This window comes from Pseudomonadales bacterium, assembly GCA_041395945.1.
GTDB lineage: Bacteria > Pseudomonadota > Gammaproteobacteria > Pseudomonadales > Azotimanducaceae > SZUA-309.
The window spans coordinates 82,695-108,347 of sequence record JAWKZN010000001.1 but is presented as its reverse complement, the minus strand read 5'-3'; the positions used below and the strand labels follow the sequence as shown (position 1 = coordinate 108,347).

The 25,653-nt window shown below is 61.7% G+C and carries 26 protein-coding genes, 1 tRNA gene and 1 pseudogene; 11 read left to right on the top strand and 17 right to left on the bottom strand.

Annotation, left to right across the window (positions count from 1 at the left end; all coding sequences use genetic code 11):
• The first annotated feature begins 94 nt into the window (after positions 1–94).
• Complete coding sequence (locus tag R3E82_00540; protein MEZ5549355.1) at positions 95–1,465, top strand: DUF222 domain-containing protein; 1,371 nt, start codon at positions 95–97, stop codon at positions 1,463–1,465.
• Positions 1,466–1,688: 223 nt separating this feature from the next.
• On the opposite strand, the gene R3E82_00535 is transcribed toward R3E82_00540, so the two are convergent.
• The 3 genes from R3E82_00535 to R3E82_00525 are packed head-to-tail and all read right to left on the bottom strand — an operon-like array spanning position 1,689 to position 4,767.
• Positions 1,689–3,128 carry an MFS transporter gene (locus R3E82_00535; protein ID MEZ5549354.1) on the bottom strand — a complete coding sequence of 480 codons (1,440 nt, stop codon included), beginning with the start codon at positions 3,126–3,128 and terminating at the stop codon, positions 1,689–1,691.
• Positions 3,129–3,131: 3 nt separating this feature from the next.
• On the bottom strand, positions 3,132–3,908 hold the full coding sequence (locus R3E82_00530) for an SDR family NAD(P)-dependent oxidoreductase (GenBank protein ID MEZ5549353.1): 777 nt from the start codon (positions 3,906–3,908) through the stop codon (positions 3,132–3,134).
• Positions 3,909–3,948: 40 nt separating this feature from the next.
• Positions 3,949–4,767, bottom strand: a complete 819-nt coding sequence (locus R3E82_00525) for an SDR family oxidoreductase (GenBank protein ID MEZ5549352.1) — start codon at positions 4,765–4,767, stop codon at positions 3,949–3,951.
• A gap of 134 nt (positions 4,768–4,901) precedes the next feature.
• Here R3E82_00525 and R3E82_00520 point away from each other — a divergent pair, with 134 nt between their 5' ends.
• The 9 genes from R3E82_00520 (at position 4,902) to R3E82_00480 (ending at position 13,175) form a co-directional block, all read left to right on the top strand.
• Positions 4,902–5,060, top strand: a complete 159-nt coding sequence (locus R3E82_00520) for a hypothetical protein (GenBank protein ID MEZ5549351.1) — start codon at positions 4,902–4,904, stop codon at positions 5,058–5,060.
• Between the two features lie 3 nt (positions 5,061–5,063).
• Entirely contained in the window at positions 5,064–6,101 is a 1,038-nt protein-coding gene (locus tag R3E82_00515; protein ID MEZ5549350.1) for a phosphotransferase family protein, read from the top strand.
• Between the two features lie 23 nt (positions 6,102–6,124).
• Positions 6,125–6,511: a hypothetical protein gene (locus R3E82_00510; GenBank protein ID MEZ5549349.1), complete on the top strand. Its 387-nt coding sequence runs from the start codon at positions 6,125–6,127 to the stop codon at positions 6,509–6,511.
• A 155-nt stretch (positions 6,512–6,666) separates the two neighbouring features.
• Positions 6,667–7,494, top strand: coding sequence for a helix-turn-helix transcriptional regulator (locus tag R3E82_00505; GenBank protein MEZ5549348.1), 828 nt, complete (start codon positions 6,667–6,669; stop codon positions 7,492–7,494).
• 54 nt (positions 7,495–7,548) lie between these two features.
• A complete protein-coding gene (locus R3E82_00500; GenBank protein ID MEZ5549347.1) occupies positions 7,549–8,454 on the top strand; it encodes an alpha/beta fold hydrolase in 906 nt (301 codons plus the stop codon).
• Between the two features lie 98 nt (positions 8,455–8,552).
• Positions 8,553–8,628, top strand: a tRNA-Lys gene (locus R3E82_00495).
• A gap of 199 nt (positions 8,629–8,827) precedes the next feature.
• A complete protein-coding gene (locus tag R3E82_00490) occupies positions 8,828–10,507 on the top strand; it encodes an AMP-binding protein (protein MEZ5549346.1) in 1,680 nt (559 codons plus the stop codon).
• Between the two features lie 173 nt (positions 10,508–10,680).
• A complete protein-coding gene (locus tag R3E82_00485; protein ID MEZ5549345.1) occupies positions 10,681–11,232 on the top strand; it encodes a hypothetical protein in 552 nt (183 codons plus the stop codon).
• Between the two features lie 92 nt (positions 11,233–11,324).
• Positions 11,325–13,175, top strand: a complete 1,851-nt coding sequence (locus R3E82_00480; protein ID MEZ5549344.1) for a winged helix-turn-helix domain-containing protein — start codon at positions 11,325–11,327, stop codon at positions 13,173–13,175.
• Here the strand turns inward: R3E82_00480 and queC are convergent.
• From queC to R3E82_00410, 14 genes and pseudogenes are all read right to left on the bottom strand, one after another.
• Positions 13,166–13,846: a 7-cyano-7-deazaguanine synthase QueC gene (gene queC, locus R3E82_00475; protein MEZ5549343.1), complete on the bottom strand. Its 681-nt coding sequence runs from the start codon at positions 13,844–13,846 to the stop codon at positions 13,166–13,168. The two genes, R3E82_00480 and queC, sit on opposite strands and share 10 nt — an antisense overlap.
• A gap of 51 nt (positions 13,847–13,897) precedes the next feature.
• Positions 13,898–14,560, bottom strand: coding sequence for a 7-carboxy-7-deazaguanine synthase QueE (queE, locus tag R3E82_00470; GenBank protein MEZ5549342.1), 663 nt, complete (start codon positions 14,558–14,560; stop codon positions 13,898–13,900).
• Positions 14,557–15,444: a tol-pal system protein YbgF gene (gene ybgF, locus R3E82_00465; GenBank protein ID MEZ5549341.1), complete on the bottom strand. Its 888-nt coding sequence runs from the start codon at positions 15,442–15,444 to the stop codon at positions 14,557–14,559. Before ybgF ends, queE begins: the two co-directional genes overlap by 4 nt.
• Positions 15,445–15,457: 13 nt before the next feature.
• The gene (gene pal / locus R3E82_00460) at positions 15,458–15,994 is read right to left on the bottom strand and encodes a peptidoglycan-associated lipoprotein Pal (protein MEZ5549340.1); all 537 of its coding nucleotides are present in this window, start codon (positions 15,992–15,994) and stop codon (positions 15,458–15,460) included.
• 245 nt (positions 15,995–16,239) lie between these two features.
• Positions 16,240–17,556 (bottom strand): Tol-Pal system beta propeller repeat protein TolB, encoded by a 1,317-nt coding sequence (tolB, locus tag R3E82_00455; protein MEZ5549339.1) that lies wholly within the window; start codon positions 17,554–17,556, stop codon positions 16,240–16,242.
• Positions 17,557–17,561: 5 nt separating this feature from the next.
• Complete coding sequence (tolA, locus tag R3E82_00450) at positions 17,562–18,326, bottom strand: cell envelope integrity protein TolA (GenBank protein ID MEZ5549338.1); 765 nt, start codon at positions 18,324–18,326, stop codon at positions 17,562–17,564.
• Position 18,327: 1 nt separating this feature from the next.
• Entirely contained in the window at positions 18,328–18,747 is a 420-nt protein-coding gene (gene tolR / locus R3E82_00445) for a protein TolR (GenBank protein MEZ5549337.1), read from the bottom strand.
• Between the two features lie 26 nt (positions 18,748–18,773).
• Positions 18,774–19,451 (bottom strand): protein TolQ, encoded by a 678-nt coding sequence (gene tolQ, locus R3E82_00440; GenBank protein ID MEZ5549336.1) that lies wholly within the window; start codon positions 19,449–19,451, stop codon positions 18,774–18,776.
• A gap of 11 nt (positions 19,452–19,462) precedes the next feature.
• Complete coding sequence (ruvB, locus tag R3E82_00435; GenBank protein MEZ5549335.1) at positions 19,463–20,494, bottom strand: Holliday junction branch migration DNA helicase RuvB; 1,032 nt, start codon at positions 20,492–20,494, stop codon at positions 19,463–19,465.
• A 2-nt stretch (positions 20,495–20,496) separates the two neighbouring features.
• On the bottom strand, positions 20,497–21,114 hold the full coding sequence (gene ruvA, locus R3E82_00430) for a Holliday junction branch migration protein RuvA (GenBank protein MEZ5549334.1): 618 nt from the start codon (positions 21,112–21,114) through the stop codon (positions 20,497–20,499).
• A 73-nt stretch (positions 21,115–21,187) separates the two neighbouring features.
• Positions 21,188–21,676, bottom strand: a complete 489-nt coding sequence (gene ruvC, locus R3E82_00425; GenBank protein MEZ5549333.1) for a crossover junction endodeoxyribonuclease RuvC — start codon at positions 21,674–21,676, stop codon at positions 21,188–21,190.
• Positions 21,677–21,718: 42 nt separating this feature from the next.
• Positions 21,719–22,459: a YebC/PmpR family DNA-binding transcriptional regulator gene (locus R3E82_00420; protein ID MEZ5549332.1), complete on the bottom strand. Its 741-nt coding sequence runs from the start codon at positions 22,457–22,459 to the stop codon at positions 21,719–21,721.
• Between the two features lie 39 nt (positions 22,460–22,498).
• On the bottom strand, positions 22,499–24,256 hold the full coding sequence (gene aspS / locus R3E82_00415; protein MEZ5549331.1) for an aspartate--tRNA ligase: 1,758 nt from the start codon (positions 24,254–24,256) through the stop codon (positions 22,499–22,501).
• Between the two features lie 305 nt (positions 24,257–24,561).
• Positions 24,562–24,783 (bottom strand): annotated as a pseudogene (locus tag R3E82_00410) (zinc ribbon domain-containing protein).
• 359 nt (positions 24,784–25,142) lie between these two features.
• Between R3E82_00410 and R3E82_00405 the strand changes: the two are divergent.
• Positions 25,143–25,562 carry an HU family DNA-binding protein gene (locus tag R3E82_00405; GenBank protein MEZ5549330.1) on the top strand — a complete coding sequence of 140 codons (420 nt, stop codon included), beginning with the start codon at positions 25,143–25,145 and terminating at the stop codon, positions 25,560–25,562.
• Positions 25,563–25,653: the final 91 nt, after the last annotated feature.

Sequence of the window (25,653 nt, the reverse complement as noted above, 5' to 3'; positions counted from 1 at the left end):
GCAACCATTTCATCAATGAAATCATTGGGTTTTCGCGATATCGGGCGTAGAATACTGTACATACATACAGTACCTGATTCCGCCGGAGCCGCCCATGTCTCACTACACCCCGCTGCCCAGTGCCGAGTTTCTCGCCAACACCGATCGCCTGTCGCCCATCGTCCGCCTCGGTCCCATCGATGATCTGGAATCGGCCCTCGAGTCGAGCTGGCTCGATGTGTCCCGGGCGACACATCGCTTCCTGAGCCTGCTGCGCGAGTTCGACCTGCGCCGGGGCTGGCAGGCCTATGGCTGCACCGACTGTGCCCAGTGGCTCGACTTCAAACTCAAGCTGTCGCGGACGACGGCTTTAGAGAAATTGAGAGTCGCGAAAGCGCTGTGGTTCGTGCCTCTGATCGATGCGGCGTTCCAATCGGGTGAACTGTCCTACTCCCAGGTCCGGGCGCTCACGCGCGTCGCCGATGAGACGAACGAAGCCGACCTGCTGGCCTATGCCCGGACCTCGACGGCGGAGCAGCTGGAGCAGTGCTGTAAACGGTTGCGCCATGGGGATGAGCGCACGGCTGGTCAGATCGCGCGGCGGGATCATGAGGCCCGGTCGGTGGCGCTGTATCCCCATTCGGGGGAGATCCTGGTGAAACTGCCGGCCGAGGCTTTTGCTCTGGTAGAACAGGTACTGACGCAGATGGTGGAGACGCTGCCGGAAGATCCTGCTCGAGGTACCGCAGCCGCCCGGGCGGATGCGTTTATGGAGCTGGTTGCGCGGGGGAGGGCGGCGGATGGCGGTTCAACCCCGGCCGCTGACTCGACGGCCGCCGACTATCAGGTCCTGGTCCATGTGGATGCGCAGGCATTATCCGGCGCCGGCGGCCAAGCGGATCTGCCCTTACCCACCATCCGGCGTCTGTGTTGTGAAGGCGCTCTGGTGCCGATCCTCAAGGACGGCCAGAAAGTACTGGATGTGGGCCGCAAACAGCGCACCGTGCCTACCGCCATCCGCCGGGCCCTGGCGGCGCGGGACCGAAGCTGCCGGTTTCCCGGCTGTCATCACAGCCGCTGGCTGGACGCCCACCATATTCAGCACTGGTGCGACGGCGGAGAAACCTCCCTCGACAATCTGATCCTGCTCTGCAGCCATCACCACAGGCAGATGCATGAAGGCGGGTTCAGGCTGCGGGCAACGGCCGAGGGCTACTACTTCGCGCGGCCGGACGGGCGGCCGATTGAGGGCCGAGGGGCGGCAGAAGAAGATTGTGCGTCTTCAGCGGAAGAAGCGCCTTCAGCACAAGACGCGCCGGAATCTTCAGCGGAAGATGAAACGGCGTTTTCAGGGGAAGCTGCGTTCCCGTCTTCCGCGGAAGATAAGACCGAAACTTCGGCGAAAGCCCGTTCTGTATTTTCCGCGGAAGATCTGCCCGCGTCTTCAGCGGAAGACGGGCCGGAATTATCGGCGGCAACCGGCTAACGGCTTTCATCGAGCACAAGGCGCAGAGATTCCGGGTACTTCCCGCCGAAAGCCCTGGGCATCCGTATTTCAATAGATGGATCGGCCTGAAGAGACAAAGCAAGCTCATGCTCCTCCAGCCAGACCGCCTTGATCGACCTCCACGGCAGATGGATGTTTCTAGGCCGGATAACTCATCGGATGGCCCACAAAAAATCCATCGAGCTTCCCTCTTCCTTCCCCCTTATACCCCCCGCCGCTCGTCCAGCTGTCGCCGAATCTCCGCATGCGCCGTCTCATCCAGAGAAAACTTCCGGAACATGAAAGCGCCGACACCGTAACAGACCAGCGGAAACAGTCCGTACAGGGTGACCATGGCTAACTGCACATTGATGGGCTGGACCTGGTTCGGCACAAAGCCGGAGAACTGCAGTACAAAGCCGGTCAGCAGCAGCATTACACCGGTGGCCCCTTTGTAGACAAAGTTCCAGGCCGCGAAGTACGAACCTTCCTTGCGTTCACCGGTCTGCAGTTCGTCGTAGTCGATCACATCGCCCTGAATCGACGGCGACAGCGTGCCACCGCAGCCCGCTGCAAAACCCGCGAAGGCTGCCGCCACACAGATGTAGCCGATCTTCAAGGTAGTACCTTCCAGCCAAGGCAGCGCGAACATGCAGCCGAAGGAGACCCCGGTGAGAATCATCGAGAACATCCACAGGCGCACTTTGCCGAAACGGCGTGACAGGGGAATCCACAGAGGTACGGACAGTGACGACGGCAGCATGTAGCAGAGAATCATCACCGGCGCCCACAGCGGCGCTTCGACAACGTACTGCGCAACATACAGGGTCAGCGCGCCGATGGCTGCGGAGCCGACGTGTTCGATGAAGGTCACCACGATCAGCAGCCGGGCGTGGGGATTGCGCCAGATGTCCCGGAAGGCGAAGAAGGGATTGGCGTTGACCCTTCCGCGGTATTCCGGACGCTCCTTGATCTGACCCAGGGCGAAGAAAATCAGCAGCGCCATGGCCACGGCGACCAGCACCGCGAGGTCCCTGGCTATGGCGCGCACCGCCTCGGGCCCTTCCTGCTCGGCAGAAATCAGCACATAGAAGCTCACCAGCGAGAGAATCGAACCGAAGGTGTAGAACCCGTGGCGCACGCCAAAAAGCCGGCTGCGTTCGTGATAGCTCCTCGACAGCTCCGCACCCAGGGACAGGTGGGGTACAAAAAACACCGTCATCGCCGAATAGAAGCCGATGATGGCGACAGCCATCCAGGCAACCAGTGCGCCGCCAGTCAGGCTTGCCGGCGGTGCAAACACCATGATGAAGGCGGCTCCGATGGGAATCGTGCTGGCAAGGATCCAGCTGCGGCGCCTGCCGTAAGCTATCCGGGTCCGATCCGAAAGATAGCCCACCAGCGGGTCGGAAACCGCATCCCAGATCCGGGAAACAGAGAAGATCAGTCCCATCACCGCCGGTGCGATAAGCAGCACGTCTGTGGAGAATTTCATGACATAGAGCGCGAGCATCAGATACATATAGCCGGCACCTAAGCCCGGTGCACCAAAACCCAGCACGGTGCGCCATGCCACCCGATCGGCTGCCTCCGCACTCGCCGCTGCAGCCGCAGCGCCGGAGTCCTGCGGCGGCCGCAGGGGATCGATGACAGGCCCGGCCACGCCTCAGGCGTTCCGGATGGTGAGGCCACCATCGACCGGCAGCGCAACCCCGGTCACGAAGCTCGCGGCAGGCAGTGCGAGGCTCAAGGTAGCGTGCGCGACCTCTTCCGGTTCTGCATAACGACGCAGCGCAACACGCCGTCGCGCAAACTCCGCCTTGGCATCGTCGGCGATGGCTGCGGTCATGCCCGTGTTGATCGGTCCAGGACAGATACAGTTCACGGTGATGCCCTCCCCGCCCAGTTCCACGGCGAGGGATCGGGTGAGACCGATCACCCCGGTCTTTGCCGCCGTGTAAGGGCTGCCGAAGCGGGTAGCGCCCAGGCCTTCGGTGGAGGCGATGTTGATGATGCGCGGATGCTCGGCCTTGCGCAGGTGAGGCAGCGACGCCCGTATGGTCCGGGTGTGTGCGGTGAGCAGCACGTTGAGAGAGAGGTCCCACGCAGCCTCGTAGTCTTCGGAATCGATCGGGGCAAACCGGGAAATCCCTGCATTGTTCACCAGGATGTCGATTCCGCCGAAGTGTTCGGCAATCTCTGCGAACACCCGGGTAATCGCCGCGCCATCGCTTAAGTCCAGTGTCCAGCCCCGCACCCTGGCACCGCTGCCTTCGATTTCTGCGACAACCGAGCCAAGACCGTCCGCATTGACATCGATCGCAGCCACCCGGGCACCTTCGTCCGCAAACAGATGTGCGGTGGCCCTGCCCATGCCACTGGCAGCGCCCGTGATCACCACGACCTTATCCGCTACGGATCGGCTCAACCGGCTCAGTCCCATCTTCTTCTCCCTTGCCGCTTACGTACTGTCTGAGGAACGATCACCTGAATCTGCCTTCCGTTACATCATCGCCGAACAGGGCCCGGGCGAAGGGCTCGTAATCCGGTCCACGACGCAGATGGTGACCCCCGTCCACACTGAGATTGACTCCGGTAATCCAGGAAGCTTCAGGACCACACAGAAACCGTACCGCCTGTGCGATGTCCTCTACCTCGCCCGTGCGGCCCAGGGGCATGCAGTCCAGATAGTCCTTGAGAACCGCTTCGCTGGCAAACAGTCCCTGGGCGAGTTCCGTGTCTACGAGTCCGGGGCATACACTGTTCACTCTCACCCCGGCCACACCCAGCTCGTCCGCCACTGTGCGCACCAGCATGTCGATGCCGGCCTTGCTCACACAGTAGGCGTGCATGAAGCGGTGCGTGCGCACACCGGCGATGGACGAAATGGCACAGAGCGCACCACCGCCGGCATTGGCAATCGCGCGCCCGGCATGTTTGAAGGTGTGGAAAGTACCACTGAGATTGGTCCTGAGTACCCACTCCCACTTGTCCGAGTCAGTAGCCACCAGGGGCGCGATGTCGCCGGATCCGGCATTGGCCACCGCGATGGTGAGCGGCGCGAGTGCGCTGGCGGCTTCGACGACAGTGGCGATCTCATTTTCGCTGGACACATCCGCCGCAAAGAAGTGGACTCGGTCAGGATCGGAAAAAGTGGCAGCCGCCTGGGCCAGTTTTTCGACGGTGCGCCCCACCAGGGTCACCCGCGCACCATCCGCGGCGAAGGCCCGGGCCGCCGCCAGGCCGATGCCGCTGCCACCACCAGTGATCAGCGCATGCTGATCCACGAGGGCTGTGCCCATACCGTCCTTCCCCCTGAAGTTTTTCTGCTCTGCCGGACTTTCGCCCGAGGCCGGAGCGCCATCCTAGAGTAATTGCATCTGCAGTTGCAAAACCGCTACCGTAAGCCGTTGTCTGCCCACAGAGCACATTTCTCATGCATCCCGATCGAGCTTACGAATTTCACGACGCCGACGTCATCGCACCGGAAGTCTATGCCCGGGCCGGTCATCCCCTCGAAGCCTTTGCCTGGCTGCGCGCCAATCAGCCGATCCGCTTTCGGCTCAAAGCTTCGCGAGCCGAGGGCGGGAGCTGACCCTTGTCGGCTGCGAACATCGGCAAACATCTCGTCGCCTATCTCGAGGCCCGCTGGGGACAAACGGTCGCGCTCGAATCGATCGAGCAGATCCCCGGCGGAGCGTCCCGGGAAACCTTCCGGGTGCAGCTGCGGGTAGCGGATACGCCGCGGCGGATCATCCTGCGCCGGGATCCCGTCACCAGTCTGATCGACACCGAACGCCGCCACGAATACCGGACCTATGAAGCCGTGTACTGCGCAGGATTTCCGGTACCGGAACCGCTGCTCCTCGAAGAAGGCGACACACCACTGGAGCGGCCCTTCTCCCTGATGGCGGAAGTGGCCGGTTGCGAGTCTGCCCTCGCCAGTCTCGGGCAGCCCCCCTTCGACAAGTTCAGAGAAAAAATCGGTACCAGGAAATGGACGCTGATGGGCCGGCTCGCCTCGATGGACATTGACACGCTGGGCCTGCGGGACTTCATGAAGGTGCCGCAACATGCCGCCCGACACGAACTCGACTACTGGAGCGGCGTGATCCGCACCGACGCCCTCCATCCCCAGCCGGTGGCCGAAGCCACTATCCGCTGGCTGCAGCGCAATCTGCCACCGGCTTCAGAGGATCTGTGCCTGGTGCACGGCGACTTCCGCACGGGCAATTTCCTCTACAACCCCGAAGGCGAGATCTCCGCAGTTCTGGACTGGGAGATGGCCCACATCGGCGATCCCCTCGAGGACCTGGCCTGGTCCTGCGATCCCCTCTGGGGCTGGCCCGAACGACATCTCGCGGGGGGCCTGCTGCCCCGGGAAAAGGCGATCGAGATCTGGGAGGCCGCGGCCGGGCGCCGGGTGGACCGACGAATTTTCCGCTGGTGGCAGGTGTTTGCTTCCCTCAAAGGCCTGGCGATCTGGATCTCGTCCGCCGAAGACTATGCCAATGGCACCAGCAAGGAACCCATTCTGGCCGTGGCGGGCTGGCTGATGACCGACCGGCAGAACCGTGTCCTGGTTGATCGGCTGCACCCGGCCACCACACACACCTATACCGAGGGACTGTTGTGATACCCCGACCGAATCAGGCCCTGATGGACATCGCGGTAAAACTGGCGACCGATATCGGTCCCCAGCTCACCTCGAAGTATCACGCCGCCAGCAGCGGCATGATGACCATGCTCCTGCTGGCGCTGGCCCAGGATGCCGACCGCGCCGTCGCCAACCGTTTCGCCGATGTGGCCGAACTGCGGGATCTGTTCAAAGCGGGCAGCGATGCACCGGGCGCGGAGGCGCGCGGCGCTTTCACGGCCAGCGAGCCGGCCGGCCTGCTCCTGAGTCAGGTCACCGACTGGCACAGCAAAGGCATGTCACTGCTCATTGAACTGCACGCCTGGGCGGAAGTGCATGACCCGGAGCTGGACCGGCAGATCTGGGACTTCCTGCGCAATCACACCGAGCGCAATCGGTTCGACGTATAGGCGTACAGACAGGCGGGCAGCGCGCAGGACAGCCATTTCATCACGGCACCACGCCAGGCTTCCCAGGTAATCCAGCCAATTACGAGCAAGGTAATGGTCCGGCATCCTGATCTGGTTAAACTTCTGCCAGCAGGATCGCAGCAGGAGTAATCCGCATGAGTGAAGCACTCATCCAGGCCCCGGAATTCGGCCGCATGCTCAAAGACTGGCGCCGGCACCGGCGCATGAGCCAGCTGGGACTTTCCAGTCATTCCGGCATTTCCCAGCGCCACATCAGTTTTCTCGAAACCGGCCGATCGAACCCCAGCCGCGGCATGGTGCTGGCGCTCGCCGACACCCTGGACGTCCCCCTGCGGGAGCGCAACGCCCTGCTGCAGAGCGCGGGTTTCGCCGCCGGATTCTCCGAACAGCCTCTGGACAGCAAGGCCATGAGTACATTTCAGTCCGCGCTGCAGGCAACCCTCAATCACCACGAACCCTTCCCGGCGATCGTCCTCGATGGCCGCTGGAACCTGGTGATGGCGAATGCCGGTGCACTGCGTTTCTTCGGTCTGTTCGTGGACATGGGACAGGCACTCGCCGACATCGGTTCGCCCATGCACTTCCAGATCGCCCGCCTCTGCCTGCACGACCGGGGTCTGAAGCCCTTCATCGTCAACTGGGAAGACCTGGCCTGGTCTTTTCTGCAGCGGGCACGAAGGGCACTGCTGCACAATCCCCGCGATCCGCACCTGCCGGAGCTGATCGAGGAGATCGTCGCGCACCCCGAGGCACCCGCACACTGGCAGCTGCCGGACTGGACGTCCGCACCGCCTCCCGCACTGATCATGACCCTGCGCAAGGATGGCCGTGACTACAGTCTCTTCACCATGCTTGCGCATTTCGGGGCTGCCCGGAACGTGACCCTCGAAGAACTTTCGGTGGAGTCGTTCTATCCGGCGGATGATGAAACCCGGCAGTCTCTGGAAACGCTGGCGCCATGACGCCCGCGCCCGCTGAGCCTGTACACTGCAATACAAATCAGGAGGCTTTCCGAAGTGGCCAGAGCAGCAGCAGGATCGATAGAAATTGAATACGAGTGCCGGGGAGAAGCGGGTGGCGAACCCCTGCTTCTCGTCCACGGCCTCGGTGTGCAGCTCGTGCAGTGGCCCGAACGCTTCATCGATGCGCTGATCGAGCGGGGTTTCCGCGTCATCGTCTACGACAATCGGGATGTCGGTCTGTCGACCCGTTGCCACGACTGGGGCCCGGCGGATATACCCGAAGCCTTTCGCCAGGCTCGCGCCCGGGAGCAGGTCAGCGCGCCTTATACCCTGGAAGACATGGCCGACGACGCGGCCGCGTTGCTCGAAGCTCTGGATATTCCGAGCGCCCATGTAGTCGGCCTCTCCAACGGTGGCGCCATCGCTCAGCTGCTCGCCATTCGCCATCCGGACCGTGTCGCCACCCTGGTCTCCATCAGCGCCACCTCCGGCCGTCGCGGATTGCCCAGACCGGGTCCCGAGGCCGCTGCCTGGCTCGCCGCGCCGAAGAATCCCGCCGGCACCCGGGAAGGGGCGATCGCCGAAGCCCTCGAAAGCGCGCGCATACTCGGCAGCCCGGGTTTCCCGCCAGACGAAGCAACCATCCGGGAGACCGCAGCACGCAGCTTCGAGCGGGCCTTCTATCCGGACGGCAACAGCCGTCATCTCCTCGCAAGCATCGCCTCCGGTGACTCCCGGGTGGCGAAGCTGGGTGAGATTCAGGCGCCTGCGCTGGTGATTCATGGCGCGGAGGATCCGCTGGTGCCCCTCGCCTGCGGCACCGATGTCCGCGATTCGATTGCCGGCGCCGGGCTGCTGGTGATCGAAAGTATGGCCCATGATCTGCCTGGCGCGGTCATTCCCCGCATCGCGGACGCCATCCGGGACAATGCCCGCCGCAGACCGGTCCGCAAGGGTTGAGAAGCACCAGCCAGGTGGCTACAATTCGCGCTCTTTTTCCACCGTCCCCCGCATTGCGCAGGCCCTCTAATACGGGCTCAAGCCTGGCGAGGCACTCTGGGTCGTTAGCTCAGTTGGTAGAGCACCGGGCTTTTAACCTGTTGGTCCTGGGTTCGAGTCCCAGACGACCCACCATTCTTTTTGTATACGCATAGCCCGGATCTCATCGATAGAGGATGCGATCGGGTATCAACCGGGTGTTCACAAGCCCGGCCAGCTCCACTTCACGACCGATCCAGAAGTCAGTGGTGACCGCACTGCGGATGGTCCGGACGCTGCCCGTCTGGCAGGATGTGGTACAAAGGAGACTGACCAAACGCCTGAGGAATTGAGTGTGCAGGAGGCGTATTACGCAGGTGCAACGGCAGATCTGATCACCAGTACCATCGGCGCACAGCTCGATGCAGTGGCTGCGAGAGACCCGTCCCATCCGGCCCTCGTCATGCCGCATCAGGGTATCCGCTGGAGCTACGGGGAACTTGTGCAGGAGGTGAATCAGCTGGCGACGGGCCTCCTGGCGCTCGGTATCGGGCGTGGGGATCGGGTGGCCATCTGGTCGCCGAATCGATACGAGTGGATTCTGACTCAGTTTGCCACCGCTAAGATCGGTGCGGTGATGGTGTGTATCAATCCGGCCTATCGTCTTTATGAGCTGGAGTACGCGCTGAATAAGGTCTCATGCGCGACGATCGTGCTCGCCGAGAGCTTCAAGACCAGCTACTACATCCGGATGCTGCAGGATCTGGCGCCGGAGCTCGAGCAATCGGTTCCTGGTGCGCTGCATGCAGAAAAACTGCCCCACCTGCGCACGGTAATCCGCATGGGTGAGGACAGAACTCCGGGCATGCACAACTTCACCGATGTCTGTGGCATGGGTGGTGAGTTGGAGCGTCAGCAGCTGGAGCAGCTTGCCGGCGAGCTGTCACCCACGGATGCCATCAATATCCAGTTCACAAGTGGCACCACGGGTTCTCCCAAGGGGGCGACTCTGACCCACCAGAACATTCTCAACAATGCCTACTTCGTGGGCAGAAACATGCGCCTCACTGCGGATGACATCCTCTGTATTCCGGTGCCCCTGTACCACTGCTTCGGCATGGTGATGGGCACGCTCTGCTGTGTCTCCCATGGGGCTACCATGGTGCTGCCCTGTGAAGCATTCGAGCCGGAGGCGGTGCTGCGGGCGGTGCAGGACGAGCGCTGCACGGCACTGCACGGGGTGCCGACCATGTTCATCGCGGAGCTCGACTTCCCTGGTTACTCGAATTTCGACGTGAGCTCTCTGCGTACCGGTGTTATTGCCGGATCAACCTGCCCGGTAGAGCTGATGAAGCGGCTGATCTCCGAGATGGATCTCAAAGAAATCGTTATCGCCTACGGCCAGACGGAGTGCAGTCCGGTCAACACCATGACCGAGATTGATGATTCATTCGACGTCAGGGTCAGCACCGTGGGTCGGCCGCATACCAACTGGGAGATCAAGATCTGCCGGGAAGACGGAAGCACAGCCGGTATCGGGGAGACCGGTGAGGTCTGCGCCCGGGGTTATGGTGTGATGCTCGGCTACTGGGAGGATGACCAGCGCACGGCCGAAACCATCGATTCGGAGGGCTGGCTGCACTCGGGCGATCTCGGTGAGATGGACGCGGATGGCTACGTGAAGATCACCGGGCGGATCAAGGACATGATCATTCGCGGCGGCGAAAACGTGTATCCGAGAGAAATAGAGGAGTTCCTCTACACCCACCCCGATGTGGCCGAGGTCCAGGTTTTCGGTCTACCGGATGCGAAGTATGGAGAGCAGGTGGCTGCCTGGGTGCAGCTCCGCGAAGGCTCGTCAGTAACCCCGGAACAACTCACCGAGTTCTGCCAGGGGCAGATCACTCATTTCAAGATTCCCAGATACATCAAACTGGTGGATGAGTTTCCGATGACGGTCACCGGCAAGATGCAGAAGTTCGTGATGCGCGACAACTACGCACAGGAGCTGGGTCTGAAGAAGTCCGGCGATTAATACCAGGAGGCAGGCGCGAGCAGCAGCTGAATCCCACGTCCGGGTGCGGCACCCAGCCAGTAAGACTTCGGCAAACCAGGCCAGGTACGGAATTTAGCCGGAAATCAGACTCCCGTTAGGACCGTAACGCCCAGTTCGGGAAGACTGGAGCGCACCATAACGGGAGGAAGGACATGATCAGAATTCTGAGTCTCCTGAGTATCGCGCTCGTCACCCTGTCCGGCTGGAGTCAGCCTGCTGAGGCAAAGAAGCTCAAAATGTGGGCGACCGGTGTCGCTGTAAGCTCAGCGGCCGCGGATCTGGATGGCAATGGCGAACCCGGGTTTCATTCCACTCTCCAGGGGAGTGGGACAATTGGCCCGGTCTGGATCGACAACGTTGGAGATCTGGCTTCCGACTTCTCGATCATCTGCGAGTTTGACCCGGACACCAGCGCGCCTGTCGGAGTCGAGCTCCAGTATGTGGGCTTTTCGACGGTCATTCGTACCATCGGCGGCGATCAGATATACATAGAAAACAACGCCAGCGCACCCGGCACGCTCTGTTACAACTTTGTTCATAACACTTCGACCTTTGAAGTGCTCGGAGACATCGTTGGCGGCACCGGCAGGTTCGAGGGCGCCAGCGGCTGGATCCGCATGAGCGGAGGCGGCAGGTCGCTGGCCGCCATCGATCCGTTCGACGCGAAGATCACTGGCGAGCTTGAGCTGCCGCCCAGGCACTGAACGGCTCACCTGCGGGTCGCCGGGCACTTCGAGGTGACCCGTCGTGTCCTCAGGTCTAGAATCCGACTGACCGCAGGGAGGGAGGATATGACTTGGGGTCCACCACCAGGGCTTTCCGGCTCGGCGACTGGCTGGTCGATCCTGAGCTGAATCAGCTCAAAAAGGGCGAGGAGACGGTTTCACTGCAGCCGAAGACCATGGATGTGCTGGTCTACCTGGCGCAGCAGACCGGTCCGCTCTCCACTGAGCAATTGCTGGACGCACTCTGGCCGGACAAGGTGGTGGTGCAGGCGGTCATCCACCAGCGGATAGCGCTCATTCGTCGTGCACTCGGTGACAGCGCCCGTTCGCCCCGCTACATACAGACCATTCCCGGCAGGGGTTACCGCCTGGTTGCGGCTGTGAAACCCGTACAGGAAGGCCAGACAGACAGTACGCCAGGCGCAAAACGGGTGGTGGCCATTCTGCCGTTCAAAGATTTCAGTCCCGGTCTGGATCTCGGCTGGCTGGCGGATGGTCTTCGCAGGCACCTCGAACGTCAGATCGCCGTCTGGTCTCAGTTTACCGTACTGCCGGGCGGGCTGGTGCATGACGCAGAGGTGACAGCACCGCCGCAGGATGCTGATCTGCTGATCGTGGGCTTCGTGCAGCCACACAGAGCAGATGTGGAACTCAGCGTTCAGGTCATCGATGCGCGCAAACGCAGAACGGTATGGTCCGAAATTTTTACCGGCACCGCTGACGATCCGTACGAACTGCAGCGCAGCCTCGTCTCCAGCGTCGCACGTTTTTTTGGCGAAAGTCTGGGTGGCTGGCCGGTGCCGTCGAATCCGAAAGCCTATGCGGCCTTTCTCAGACTGCTGAACTACCGCCTCTGGGGTGATGCGGATGAACACCTGTTCTGGCTCGAGCAGACACTCGAGGCTGATCCGTCCTGGGCGTGGGGTCGGGCCGATCTGGCCATGGCCCTGGTGAGAAACGCCGCAAGCGTCGGCAATCGCGAAATGCGCGCACGTGCGCTGACTATGCTCGACACCAACGACTGGAAGCGGGATGCCGGGGGTGCCTATGCCTGTTTCGCAAGATCGTATCTTCTCAGCTGTCATGGCGCTAATCCGGCGGCGGCAGAACGTATCGCGCGTGAGTGGGTGAACTCGTACGGATTTCCGTACGCAATGGTTCTCGTGGTATCCGGATATGCTCGAGAGGCACTGGGATATCTCCGTCAGGCTTCGGCAAAGGTGCCCTACGACGTCGCATTCCTGGAATGGCAGGCCATTGCCCGGGCAACACTGGGCGACTGGAAAGGTGCGCAGATCGATGCCGATCACCTGGCCACATTCTATCCACCGGGTTCCGTCAACCCGCAGATCATCCGCTCCTGGGTGCGCCGGGGCACGCCGGACCAGGTCGATGCCCGCGTACTCTGCGATTTCCTGCGGCAGGCGATGCAGGACTCCGTACCGACTTCCATTCAGCATCAGCTGACAGCACATCTTGGCTACTATCCGCTCGCGTTCGAAGTCGCGCTTGCGGAGGGTGATGATGAACGGGCCCGAGAATCGATCGACTGGTGCGTGGCCAACGAACATGCGTCGCTGGCGGCAATCTTTTCCCTGCGGCTCGATGGTGCTGTCCCAACCGCACTCAGCAGGGCCGCTCCGAATCCGGACCGGGACGGATTCTGGTGGTGGTTGACGCGCCTGCATGTAACCCCTGAAATCGCCCGGCACCCTGTGGTGCTTCGAATCGAGTCTGAACTGGGATTCACGGACGACTGGTATCGGGAACTCGCGGAAAAAGCCTCGACCTTGCCGCCGGACAGGCACCTGGTTGTGTCCCCGGGAGCTACACCGGTAAGGAGCGTTCCGAGATCGGACGCCCCTGATCGAGCGATCTGTATCTCCGCCGAAAACACCGATGGAACAATTGCTCATCCATAGAGGGTGGGATCAGGAACCCCGGCCGCCTGAAATCCGGCACTGCGCAGCCGGCAGCTGTCACACAGCCCGCAGGCCACACCACGCTCTCCGGGCTGATAACAGGAAATCGTCAACCCGTAATCCACTCCGAGCCTTGCACCCGCGCGGATGATGTCCGCCTTGCTCAGTGAGATCAGCGGCGCATGGATCCGGAAGCCGTCCCCTTCCACACCTGCTCTGGTGGCGAGATTGGCAAGGCTTTCAAACGCCGCGATGAACTCCGGCCGGCAGTCCGGATAGCCGGAATAATCCACCGCATTGGCACCGATGAATATGTCCCGGGCGCCGAGCACTTCCGCCCAGGCAAGCGCCAGTGAGAGAAAGACCGTGTTGCGGGCAGGTACATAGGTGACGGGTATCGCGTCGGAAGCCGCTCCTTCAACCGGCACCGGAATATCCGGATCGGTCAGTGCGGAACCACCGAACGCGGACAGATCGATGGGCAGGATGCGATGCTCCCTCACCCCCTGGGCACGCGCTACGCGTCCGCTGGCTTCGAGTTCCATGCGATGGCGCTGGCCATAGTCGAAAGACAGCGCAAAACACTCGAAGCCCTGCTCACGAGCAAGTGCCAGCGTGGTGGCGGAATCCAGCCCGCCGGAGAGAAGTACTACCGCACGACGGCCGGTCATGCGCATGCCCTCGGAATCGGATAAAGGTCCCACCCGCTCCGGCCCGGACATTCAGCGACCGGGTTCATTGCCCCATAGATACTTGTGCAGCTGAATCTGCAGGCGTACGGCCAGTCGATCCGCGAGAATCCAGTCCGCCAGTTCGCGCGCCGACAGTTCATCCGCCACCGGAGAAAACAGCAGATGCAGGGGTCGATCGAACAGGCCGAGTTCGTCGCACTTCAGACGCGCCCAGTCATAGTCCTGACGGTCTTTGAGCACAAACTTGATCTCATCCCGGGCACTGCAATGCGCTAGATTGCTCCACAGATTGCGGTGCATTTCCCCGGAGCCCGGGGCTTTGATGTCGAGAATTTTTCTGACCCGGGAGTCGACCCCGGCGACATCCAGAGCACCACTGGTTTCCAGCGAGACATCCAGACCCTCATCACACAGCGCTGTCAGCAGCGCGCGTACACCAGCCTGGGCAAGGGGTTCGCCGCCGGTCACGGTGACATGGGGGACCCCGTAATCGATTACCTGCTGGAGAATGTCATTCAGGGATTCGAGACGCCCCCCCTGGAAGGCATAAGCAGTGTCGCACCAGCTGCAGCGCAGCGGACAGCCGGTGAGGCGTACGAAGACAGTGGGCAGGCCCACGGATGTGGACTCGCCCTGCAGTGAAAGGAATATCTCGGTGAGACGCAGCTGACCGGATCGTACCGGAGAGTTCACCTCAGCTCGGCAGCGTAGCTCGTTGCCAGACCAGCCGCAGAGCTGGACGGAAATTCGGATCGAACCCGATTGAAGTACTCCATCGCCCTGGCGTTGTCGCCGATGCGGTGGTAGGTGACACCCAGTTTATACAGCGTGTCCGGCACCTTGGGATGATCCGGGTAGAGGCTGATTACCTGCATGAAGGCCTGCCGGGCCTGCTCGGCGTTCTGCTCTGCGAGGTAGAGCTCACCCAGCCAGTAATAGGCATTCGGCGTGTACTGCCCGTTCGGGTATGCAGTGATCAGATCGCTGAAGGCGGCAATGGACTCCTTGAACTGTCGCCCCTTCATCAGATCGAATGCCGCGGTGTAGGCATCCCGCTCCGACAGGCCGGCACCCGTCCGAGGCGCGCTCTGGGTAACCGGTTGCGTCACCTGCGTCGTCGCTGCAGGCGCACCCGATACGGACGTGCCCGAACCGGCGGCACTCGAACCGGGAATCGTCAGCGGCGGTGGAATGGTGACGACCGGCGCTCCGCGCTGCGCTGAGCCGAAGGCGGTGGCCGGTGCGCTCGACGCCTGCGCCGGTGCCCGTGAGCCGCCCGCGCCGCCTGTCGTGAGACCGGCGACGCGTCGGTCGAGGTCGATGTACTGCTCCTGCTGATCCCGGGCAAGACGGCTGAGCTGATAACTCTGCTCTTCGATCAGTCCGCGGAGCTCCTGCACTTCCTGCTGGAGCACCTGCAGCTGATAAAACAGCTCGTTCAGGCGCCGATCGCCAACAGCGGCACTGCTGTCGGCCGCGCCAGCATTCGGTTGCGGCTGACCGGGTGTCGCCGCAACCACCGCCAGCGGTAACGCCAGCAGTACACCGGCAGCGATATGGCCTCGGAAAGTAGTCATCGCAGACAGGCCCCTAGCGGTAGATCAACACCGCGCGGCGGTTGCGCGCGTAGGCAGCTTCAGCATGACCGGGATCTTCCGGTCGCTCTTCACCGTAACTCACCGACTCTACCTGACGCGGTGAGACACCGGCGGAGGTAAGGTACGTGCGGATCGCATTGGCCCGCCGTTCACCCAGTGCCAGGTTGTATTCACGGGTACCCCGCTCGTCGCAATGGCCTTCGATCACAACAGATCGGTCGCGGTTGTTGAGCAGCACCTGAGCGTGCATCGCCAAGGACGTCAGATCATCAGGGCCCAGCACGGCCTGATCGAACTCAAAGTAGTAGGTGCGCGGCAGCAGACGGGTGGTGCCCGGCGCGTAGGGGTTGAGGTTGTTATCGAATCCGGCGGGCTCCGTCGACAGGCCACCCGGTGCCGGGGTTGTATCCGATGTTTCCACCGGTTCAACCGACGGTTCCGTGGGCTTGCTCTTGCCACCGGATGCACAGCCGGCGACGACAGCCACCATCGATATGAGCAACAGATTCCGTATCCACTGCTTAGTCATGCTTTTCTCCTGTAGTCCTTGTTCGCTTTGCACTTTTTTTCGCTTTGCACTTGTTGTCTGCATCGCCTTTTTAATTTCATCTGCTCTCGAAGGGTCCGAACGGGACTTCTGTCGGTCCCTCCAGGGATCCTGTTATCGCCCACCGCCACATTGATCCCCAGGGTTCGGGAATGCTGCTCAACCGGGGAATCAGCGTGACGGGTTGTCGCCGAAACGCTTCGGCGACGCTTGTTTCTGTGACGCTCTTATAGAGCATCCATGAACGGGGACCAGGCCGGCTCCCGAACATCCCCTGACGAAGAAGGCAGCCGATACTTGACCCGCCCATCGATCGAGACGACGGCGAGTATACCTCTCCCCCGATCCTGCGTCGCATAGATCAGCATGGTGCCATTCGGCGCAACCGAAGGGGATTCGTCCAGCGGGGTGCGGGTCAGCACCCGCAGATCGTCCCGTTCCAGGTCCTGCCAGGCAATATGATCGACACCGTCCCGCCGATGCACGAAGACCAGGTGGCGCCCGCCCGGCAGCAGGCGGGGACTGGCGTTGTAGACGCCTTCGAAGGTCAGCCGCTCCACCGCATCATTGGACAGATCGACCCGATAGATCTGGGGCCGGCCGCCCCGGTCCGAGGTGAAAACCAGGCCCCGGCCATCCTCGGTCCAGCTCGGCTCCGTATCAATGGCATGGTGTCTGGTCACCCGCCGCAGCTGCTTGTTGGCAAGATTCATTACATAGATTTCCGGATTGCCGTCCATCGACAGCACCAGGGCGAGGCGCTGGCCATCCGGCGACAGTTTGGGCGAGCCATTGATGCCGCTGAACCGGGTCAGCACCTCCCTCGCACCGGTTGCGACGTTCTGCCGCACGATGCCCGGCCGCCCGCCTTCGAAGGAGACATAGAGCACGGATTTGCCATCCGGCGCCCAGCTGGCGGAAAGCAGGGGCTCCTTCGAACTGAACAGCGTGCGGGCTCGCTCACCGTCCGCATCCGCCACTTCCAGCGCATAGCGCACATCGGGGGAACCGGCGTTCTGTACCAGCACATAGAGGATCTTGGTTGAAAACGCACCCCGGATTCCGGTGATGGCTTCAAAAATGCGATCCGCGACGGTGTGTGCGGCATCCCGCCAGCGGGTGCGGTTCGTAGTCAGGGTGTCCACGATCAGCTCCCGTTCGTTGAAGACATCGAACAGGTGATAGTCGACTCTCAGGTTGCCGGTGCCATCGACACTGGTACGCCCGACGACCAGATATTCAACACCGAGAATACGCCAGTCACGGAAGAACACATCCTGACGCCGGGTCGGCAGTGACAGCATGTTCTCCCTGGCGGTGGGCGCGAACTGACCGCTGCGGGCGAGATCGAAATCGATGATCTCCGAGAACGCTTTTTCATTGGCAAACTCCGGCCCCTGCTGGAAGGGCACCACGGCGATCGTGGTCTGCTTGTCGTAGCCGGTGTCGATGATGATGGCATCGAGACTGGATGCCGCCTGAGCGTTCACACCAACCAACAACGCAGCCAGCCAGGCAACCAGCAGGCATCTACCCGAGATCACTACATTCACCGCAACAAATCCTCCGGTCTGAACAACAGGGTGAATCGGCGGAAGTATTTTTCGAATACCACCGACTCCTTGGGAACTTCAAAGCGCCGCGCCTTGCGCACGGCCGCTTCCGCCGACTGATCGAAGGCCGCATTACCGCTGCTTTCGACGAGTGTCACGGCTACCACGTCTCCGGTGGGCACCAGATCAACCTGCAGGATGGCCTGCATGCCATTGCGGGCACTCGGCGGTCGTGACCAGTTGGACACCACCCGCTGGTACACACCATAGCGGTAACTCTGGGCAACTTCTGCTTCATCCGCCGACGCATTTGCCGCCGCATCATCGGCAAGTTCCACGGACTCGTCTTCGAGTGCATTGGCAAAGGATGAGTTTGCCAGTGCCTGCAGCCGTGCCCGGCGATCGGCTTCCGCCTGCTGCTGGCGGATGACCTCTTCCAGATTCGGCTTAGGCGTCTCCACCGGTTTGGTTTCAGTCACAGGCCTGGGGTCCGGCTTTTTCTCCGGCGCGGCCGGCTGTGGCTTTGCAGGCGCCTTCTCGGCAGGTTTCGGCGCAGGCGCCGGTGTCACCTTCGGTGGCTGCGCTTTCGGCTTCGCCTTGGGTTCGAGCACCAGCAGAGTCGAATTCACGATTTTCGGCTTCATCACCGGTATCACTTCCCGGGATGGCTGCCAGGTGTTGATGAGTGCAGCAAGCGCCAGCGAATGCAGCGCCACCGCAAGCACCAGAGGTAACCAGTAGTTACGAAGCCCACCCTCCATCTCAGCCGCCTGTGGGCAGTTCCGGAGGATCGGTGATCAGACCGACGCTCTGGGCACCCGCCTTCTGCAGCACGGTCATGATCATCACCACCTGACCGTAATCGAGTTTGTGATCGGCCTTCACATACACCGACACATCGGGCCGGGCACGGATGATCTTGCCCGCCTGGTCTTCCAGGGAGTACACCGTTACCCGGCTGCCCGCCTCTTCCTTATCCTGCATGCCGAGATTCACGAAGATCGCGCCATCCGCACGCATGGACACCACCAGCGGGTCGTCGGTGGTATCGCTGATCGGCTCCGACGGCGCATTCGGCAGGTCGACCTGCACGCCCTGGGTCAGCAGCGGGGCGGTGGCCATGAAGATCACCAGCAGCACCAGCATCACGTCGATATAGGGCACGACGTTGATCTCGGACATGGGTTTGCGTTTCGAGGCCACTGCGTCTATCTCTTGGCGTGGGCGGCGCGGTAGAGAATCGCGGAGAACTCTTCACCGAAGGTTTCGTAACGGGTCATGAGTACCTCGACCTGGGCGTTGAAGCGGTTGTAGCCGATCACCGCGGGAATAGCGGCAAACAGCCCCATCGCCGTGGCGACCAGCGCTTCCGAAATACCCGGAGCAACCGTCGCCAGCGTCGCCTGGGTCATGTTGGCCAGACTGCGGAAGGAATTCATGATGCCCCACACGGTGCCGAACAGGCCGATGTACGGGCTGGTGGATCCCACCGTGGCCAGGAAGGCGAGATGGGTTTCGAGTTTTTCTTCCTCACGTGTCAGGGACACCCGGATCGCCCGCTGCACACCCTGCATGATGGAATCGGCGTCCGCATCCGACTGTTCCGATAGGCGCGTGAATTCCTTGAAGCCTGCCACGAACATTCCCTCGACCCCGTTGAGGTCATCGTGGGCGTCGAGTTCGGTATACAGATCGCGCAGATCGATTCCGGACCAGAAGTGATCCTCGAATTCGTCCAGTTGCCCGGAAATCCTGCGCAGGAAGAACCAGCGCTGAAAAATCATCATCCAGGAGGCTACGGATGCCAGCAGCAGCACCAGCATGACAAGCTGCACCACCACGGTGGCATTCGCCACCAGTTCGAATATGGAAAGCTGTTCGGGCAAGGGGGCTCCTGTCAGTCCAGATTGAGTTGATTCCCCACCACAGGCTGCAGGCCGAGGTGGAGGTAGGCTTTGTCCGTGGCAACCCGGCCACGCGGCGTGCGCATGAGATAACCCTGCTGGATCAGATAGGGCTCCAGTACATCTTCAATGGTGTCGCGCTCTTCACTGATCGCGGCAGAGAGGGAATCAACCCCCACCGGACCACCGGAAAATTTATCGATGATCGTATGCAGCAGGCGCCGGTCCATGCCATCGAAACCTTCCCGATCCACACTCAGCATATTCAGCGCAGCATCCGCCACCTGCCGATCGATGTGGCCGTCCGCACGCACTTCCGCATAGTCACGCGCACGCCGCAGCAGTCGATTGGCGATGCGCGGCGTACCCCGGGCACGACGGGCAATTTCCGCGGCACCCTCGGCATCGATGCGCACCTCCAGTTTGTCTGCAGACCGGGCAACGATTTCACCGAGTTCTTCGACCGTGTAGAACTCCAATCGTTGCACGATGCCGAATCTGTCCCGCAGCGGTGAGGTCAGCAGCCCGGCCCGGGTCGTGGCCCCCACCAGTGTGAACCGCGGCAGGTTCAGTTTCAGTGACCGCGCGGCAGGGCCTTCGCCGATCAGGATATCGAGCTGAAAATCCTCCATCGCGGGATAGAGGATCTCTTCCACCACCGGGCTGAGCCGGTGAATCTCGTCCACGAACAGCACCTCACCTTCCTCCAGATTGGTGAGCATGGCCGCGAGTTCAGCCGGCCGTTCGAGTACCGGTCCGGAGGTGGATTTGATCGCCACCTGCATTTCGTTGGCGATGATGTGGGCCAGAGTGGTCTTACCCAGCCCGGGAGGTCCGAAGATCAGGGTATGGTCCAGCGCCTCACCGCGGTTACGGGCGGCGGTGATGAAGATGTCCATCTGCTCCTTTACCGCCTGCTGCCCGATGTATTCCGCCAGCCGGCGCGGCCGCAGGACGTTTTCGAGACGCTGCTCGACCACATCGCCACCGCCGCTGGCGGCAGATACCAGACGATCCGGCTCGATACTCAACCGATCACCTCAACCTGTCGTGCAATCAGCCGCAGCGCAGCCCTGACCAGTTCTTCGGTGCTCAGTCCTTCACCTGCCACGCTGGCCACCGCCTTCTGGGCTTCGAGCGGCTTGTAGCCCAGTGACACCAGCGCACGTTCTGCCTCGCCGATGGCCAGTACCGGACCCGCTTTGCGGGCGCCGTGGGTGGAGAAACTGAATCGGCCGAGCCTGCCTTTGAGTTCCACCAGCAGACGCTCTGCCGTTTTCTTCCCGACTCCGGGCACCCGCAGCAGCAGGGTCGCATCACCCTCCTGAGCCGCCTCGGCGAGCTGTTCGAGGGTCAGGCTGGAGATCAGGCTCATGGCAAGTTTGGGACCGACACCGTTGATGCGGATGAGATCCCTGAATACATCCCGCTCCAGCCTGGAGCCGAAGCCGAACAGCAGCTGGGCGTCTTCACGCACCACAAAATGGGTGTGCAGAATGGCTTCCGTTTTGGAACCCGGCACGATGCCAGACAAAGTTCCCAACGCGGCACTGGTCACCTCAACTTCATAGGCAACGCCACCGACATCAATGAGAACCGAGCTGTCGCTGATTTCCACGACCTGACCTCGGATGCGACCGATCATCGAGTGTGACTTCCTGTAACTGAGTTGATCATCAGCACGATCTGCGCGGTCTCCTGGCGGACGGAAGGCTGCATCAAGGGGCCGATCCTCGATCAAGGCGCCGAGTATTGACGTGACAAATGGCAATCGCAAGCGCATCGGCCGCGTCCGCCTGGGGTGCTCCAGGCAGATCGAGAAGCACGCGCACCATGTGCTGTACCTGTTCTTTGCTCGCCCGTCCGCTGCCCACGATGTTCTGCTTGACCCGCCGCGCGGCGTATTCGTGAATCTGCAGACCATGCGCCACCCCTGCGGCAATCGCCACGCCCCGGGCCTGACCGAGCTTGAGGGCTGAAGCCGGGTTCTTCGCGAGAAAGACCTCTTCGATGGCCAGCTCTGCGGGCTGATGCTCGAGAATGAGTGAGCTCATCGCCCGATAAATTTCCGCCAGCCGTTCGGGCATCGGACCTGTCGGGGTACGGATACAGCCACTGGCCACGTAAACCAGCCCGCCCCTGCCGACATCGATGACGCCATAGCCGGTGAGCCGCGAGCCCGGATCGATGCCGATGAGTCGAGTCAAACTTCGTGCCCCTCCCGGGTTCTCAGCGGTTCTAAGAGCCGCTCAATCGGAGAGCAGAGACTCCGGCAGATCCGCATTGCTGTAGACGTTCTGCACGTCGTCGAGATCTTCCAGCGCGTCCAGCAGTTTCAGCACCGTCTCCGCAGTTTCAGCATCGGTTTCCACACAGCTGGCGGGCACCATGGTCACTTCCGCATTGTCCGGTTCGAGCGATCTGGCGCGCAGGGCCTGCGCCACATCACTCAAGGCTTCCCAGGCAGTGGTGACCTGGATCGACCCGTCATCATCCACCTCGAGATCCTCGGCCCCCGCCTCGAGCACCACCTCCAGGATCTTCTCCTCATCCGCACCAGGGGCGAAACTGATCACACCGCGGCGCTCGAAGAGATAAGCGACGGAGCCATCGGTGCCCAGGTTACCGCCATTACGGCTGAAGGCGTTCCGCACATCCGCCACGGTACGGTTGCGATTGTCGGTCATGGCTTCGACGATCACTGCCACACCACCGGGCGCATAGCCCTCATAGACCAGTTCTTCCACCGTACTGCCTTCCTGGCCACCGGCACCCCGGGAGATTGCACGTTCGATGGTGTCCTTGGGAATGTTGGCAGCAAGACCCTTGTCGATAGCTGCCCGCAGCCGGGGATTGTCCGCGGGTTCACCGCCACCAAGCCGGGCGGCGATGACGATTTCCCGGATGAGTCGCGTCCACAGTCTGCCCCGCTTCGCATCCTGAGCGGCCTTGCGGTGCTTGATATTGGCCCATTTACTGTGCCCTGCCATAGCAGTCTTCCATCTCTCAGCGAAGCTCCGGCCGCAGCATCAGCGCAGTCGGATGTGCAGATCGCGCAGTTGATGCTCGTCGACCGGGCTCGGCGCGTGGGTGAGCAGACAGGCGGCGGTCTGGGTCTTGGGGAAGGCGATCACGTCCCGGATGGCGGCCGAATCGGTCATCAGCATCACCAGCCGGTCGAGTCCGATCGCGATGCCGCCGTGGGGCGGGCAGCCGAGCTTGAGGGCGTCGAGCAGGAAGCCGAACTTCACGTCCGCTTCCTGGCCGATGCCCAGGGTATCGAACACCGCCTGCTGCATGTCCTGGTCGTGAATCCGCAGAGAGCCGCCACCCAGTTCATAGCCGTTGAGTACCACGTCATAGGCGGCCGCCCGGGCTGCCAGCGGTTCTGCCTTAAGCGCATCCGGGCTGCAGGTCGGCCGGGTGAAGGGGTGATGGGCGGGTGCCAGGGTGCCGTCGCGTCCTGACTCGAACATGGGCCAGGAAACCACCCAGCAGGGCGCCCATCTCTTTTCCGTGTCAAGCAGCTCAAGCTCCCGGCCCAGTTCGTTACGCAGCGCGCCCAGGGCATCGCAGACCACACTGGCTTTGTCTGCGCCGAAGAACACCAGGTCGCCGTCTACGGCGCCCACACGGTCCAGCACCTCCGCCACCACCGTCTCGGGCAGAAATTTCAGGATCGGTGACTGCAGACCTTCGGTGCCCGCCGACCGGTCGTTCACCTTTATGTAGGCGAGACCTCTGGCTCCGTAACGACCGACAAACTCGGTATAGCCGTCGATCACCTTGCGTGACAGCCGTGCCCCACCCGGCGCGCGCAGTGCCACCACCCGGCTGTTCGGGTCGTTCGCCGGTCCGTTGAAGACCTTGAACTCAACCTTGCGCATCAGGTCGGCGATATCGGTCAGCTCCAGGGGATTGCGCAGGTCCGGCTTGTCGCTGCCGTAGCGGGACATGGCGTCGTCCCAGGTCAGCACAGGGAAATCCTGCAGGGTGACACCGAGCACTTCGGAGAATACCGACTTGAGCATGCGCTCGGTGAGGCCCATGACATCCGCCTCGGTCACGAAGGAGGCTTCGATATCGATCTGGGTGAACTCGGGTTGCCGGTCGTGGCGCAGATCCTCGTCCCGGTAGCAGCGTGCGATCTGATAGTACTTGTCCATGCCGGCAATCATCAGCAGCTGCTTGAATACCTGGGGAGACTGGGGCAGTGCGAAGAATTCACCAGGGTGGGTGCGGCTCGGCACCAGATAGTCACGGGCGCCTTCCGGCGTCGCCTTGGTCAGGGTCGGTGTTTCCACCTCCCAGAACCCCTCGGATTCCAGATAGCGTCTAGCCGCACTGCTGATCTGAGACCGGGTCCGCAGCTTCTGCTGCATCTCCGGACGGCGCAGATCCAGATACCGGTAACGAAGCCGCACGTCTTCGCCGGCGTCGGAGTGTTCATCCAGCTGGAAGGGTGGTGTCAGCGAAGCATTGAGGATATCCAGGGTATTGCCGAGGACCTCGATCTCTCCGGTCGCCATATCCGGATTGACCGTGCCTTCCGGTCTCGGCCGGGTACGACCGCGCATGTGCAGTACGTACTCGTTGCGCACCCGATCCGCCGTGGCAAAACTCTCCACGGTGTCCGGGTCGAAGACCACCTGCACGATGCCGGTGCGATCACGGATATCGAGGAAAATGACACCGCCATGGTCACGCCGACGGTGTACCCAGCCCACCAGTTCGACTTCTTTTCCTGTATGGGCGGCGTTCAGTTCGCCGCAGTAATGACTGCGCATGGTCCGATTCCTTTTATTCTGCGACCTGGAGCACGCTTCCTGGAGCTGGCTCCGTCGAGCACACACCGTGGCGTCTCCACAACTTTACGGCGCCGGCGGCCTCAGGTCGAAGCCGAGCCGCCGGAATTCGAGCCGCTGCTGCCGGCTGCCGCCGTCTTGCCTGCCGGGCTGGTGGATTTTTCGCTGCCGGATTTATCGCTGCCGCTCTTCTCGCTCGAGGATCTGTCCGCGCTGCTTTTCTCCGCAGCGGAGCCGGACTCCTTGCCGCTCGAGCCGCTGCTCCCCGCGTCGGATTTACCTCCCGATTCGGCGGAATCGCCGGATCCCGCGACATTGCGTTTGTTCGCAGATTTGAAGTCGGTTTCATACCAGCCGGCGCCCTTCAACCGGAAGGCCGCGCGTGACACTTTTTTCTTAAGGGATTCATGTTCGCAGGCAGGACAACGGGTCAGCGGCTCTTCGCTGATTTTCTGGATGGTCTCGAACTCGTGACCACAATCCCCGCACCGATACTCGTAGATTGGCATCTGTAGTTCCGCTCATGAGGTATTTGCTATCGAAAGGCGCACATCGGCAGACGGTGGCGCCCCGGACAAGCGGCGCATGATCTTAGAAAACCCAATAAAAATACAGTGATTTCGCCATATTTTGTTGCCTGCATTCTGAATATGAGCTATAAAGCGCCCCCATCGACGTTCGCTTAATGCAGTCTTTTAACTGGCGAAAGTCGAAAAGGAACCAGGTGAAACCCCGGTTTCCGGAGTGGGAGGCTCAGCAGCCTTGAAACCAAGGGGCCCCGAAAGGGATACCCCTGGCAACTGGCAGGTCCTGCAACGGAACGAGTGTGGAATCGCCTCGTTTATTAACCGATTGAAAGGACCAATGAATGGCAACCAAGAAAGCTCCTGCGAAAAAAGCTGCTGCTAAGAGAAAAGCACCGGCGAAGAAGAAGTCGACCGCTAAGAAAGCAGCCCCCGCCGCCAAGGCAGGCGCCCCTATCGCGACCAAGATGACCAAAACGGCCATCCTGACCGAGATCGCGGAAAAAACCGCCCTGAACCGCAAGCAAGTCGCAGCTGTATTCGATGAGCTCGAGGTCCTGATCGAGCGGCACATCAAGAAGCGCGGCGCAGGTGAATTCACCCTGCCCGGACTTCTGAAGATCCGCTCGGTGAAGCGCCCTGCTACCAAGAAGCGTCTGGGCCGCAATCCGGCTACCGGCGAAGAAATCGTGATCGGACCGAAGCCGGCAAGCATCCGTGTGCGTGCCACCGCGCTGAAGCGTCTGAAGGAAATGGTCGGTTAAAGACCTTTCCCGGAACCTCCCCTTCTGGGGGATTTCCGGTTTGCGATACTGTAAGAGGCCGCATGGCATGCCAGGCGGCCTTTTTTTTGCC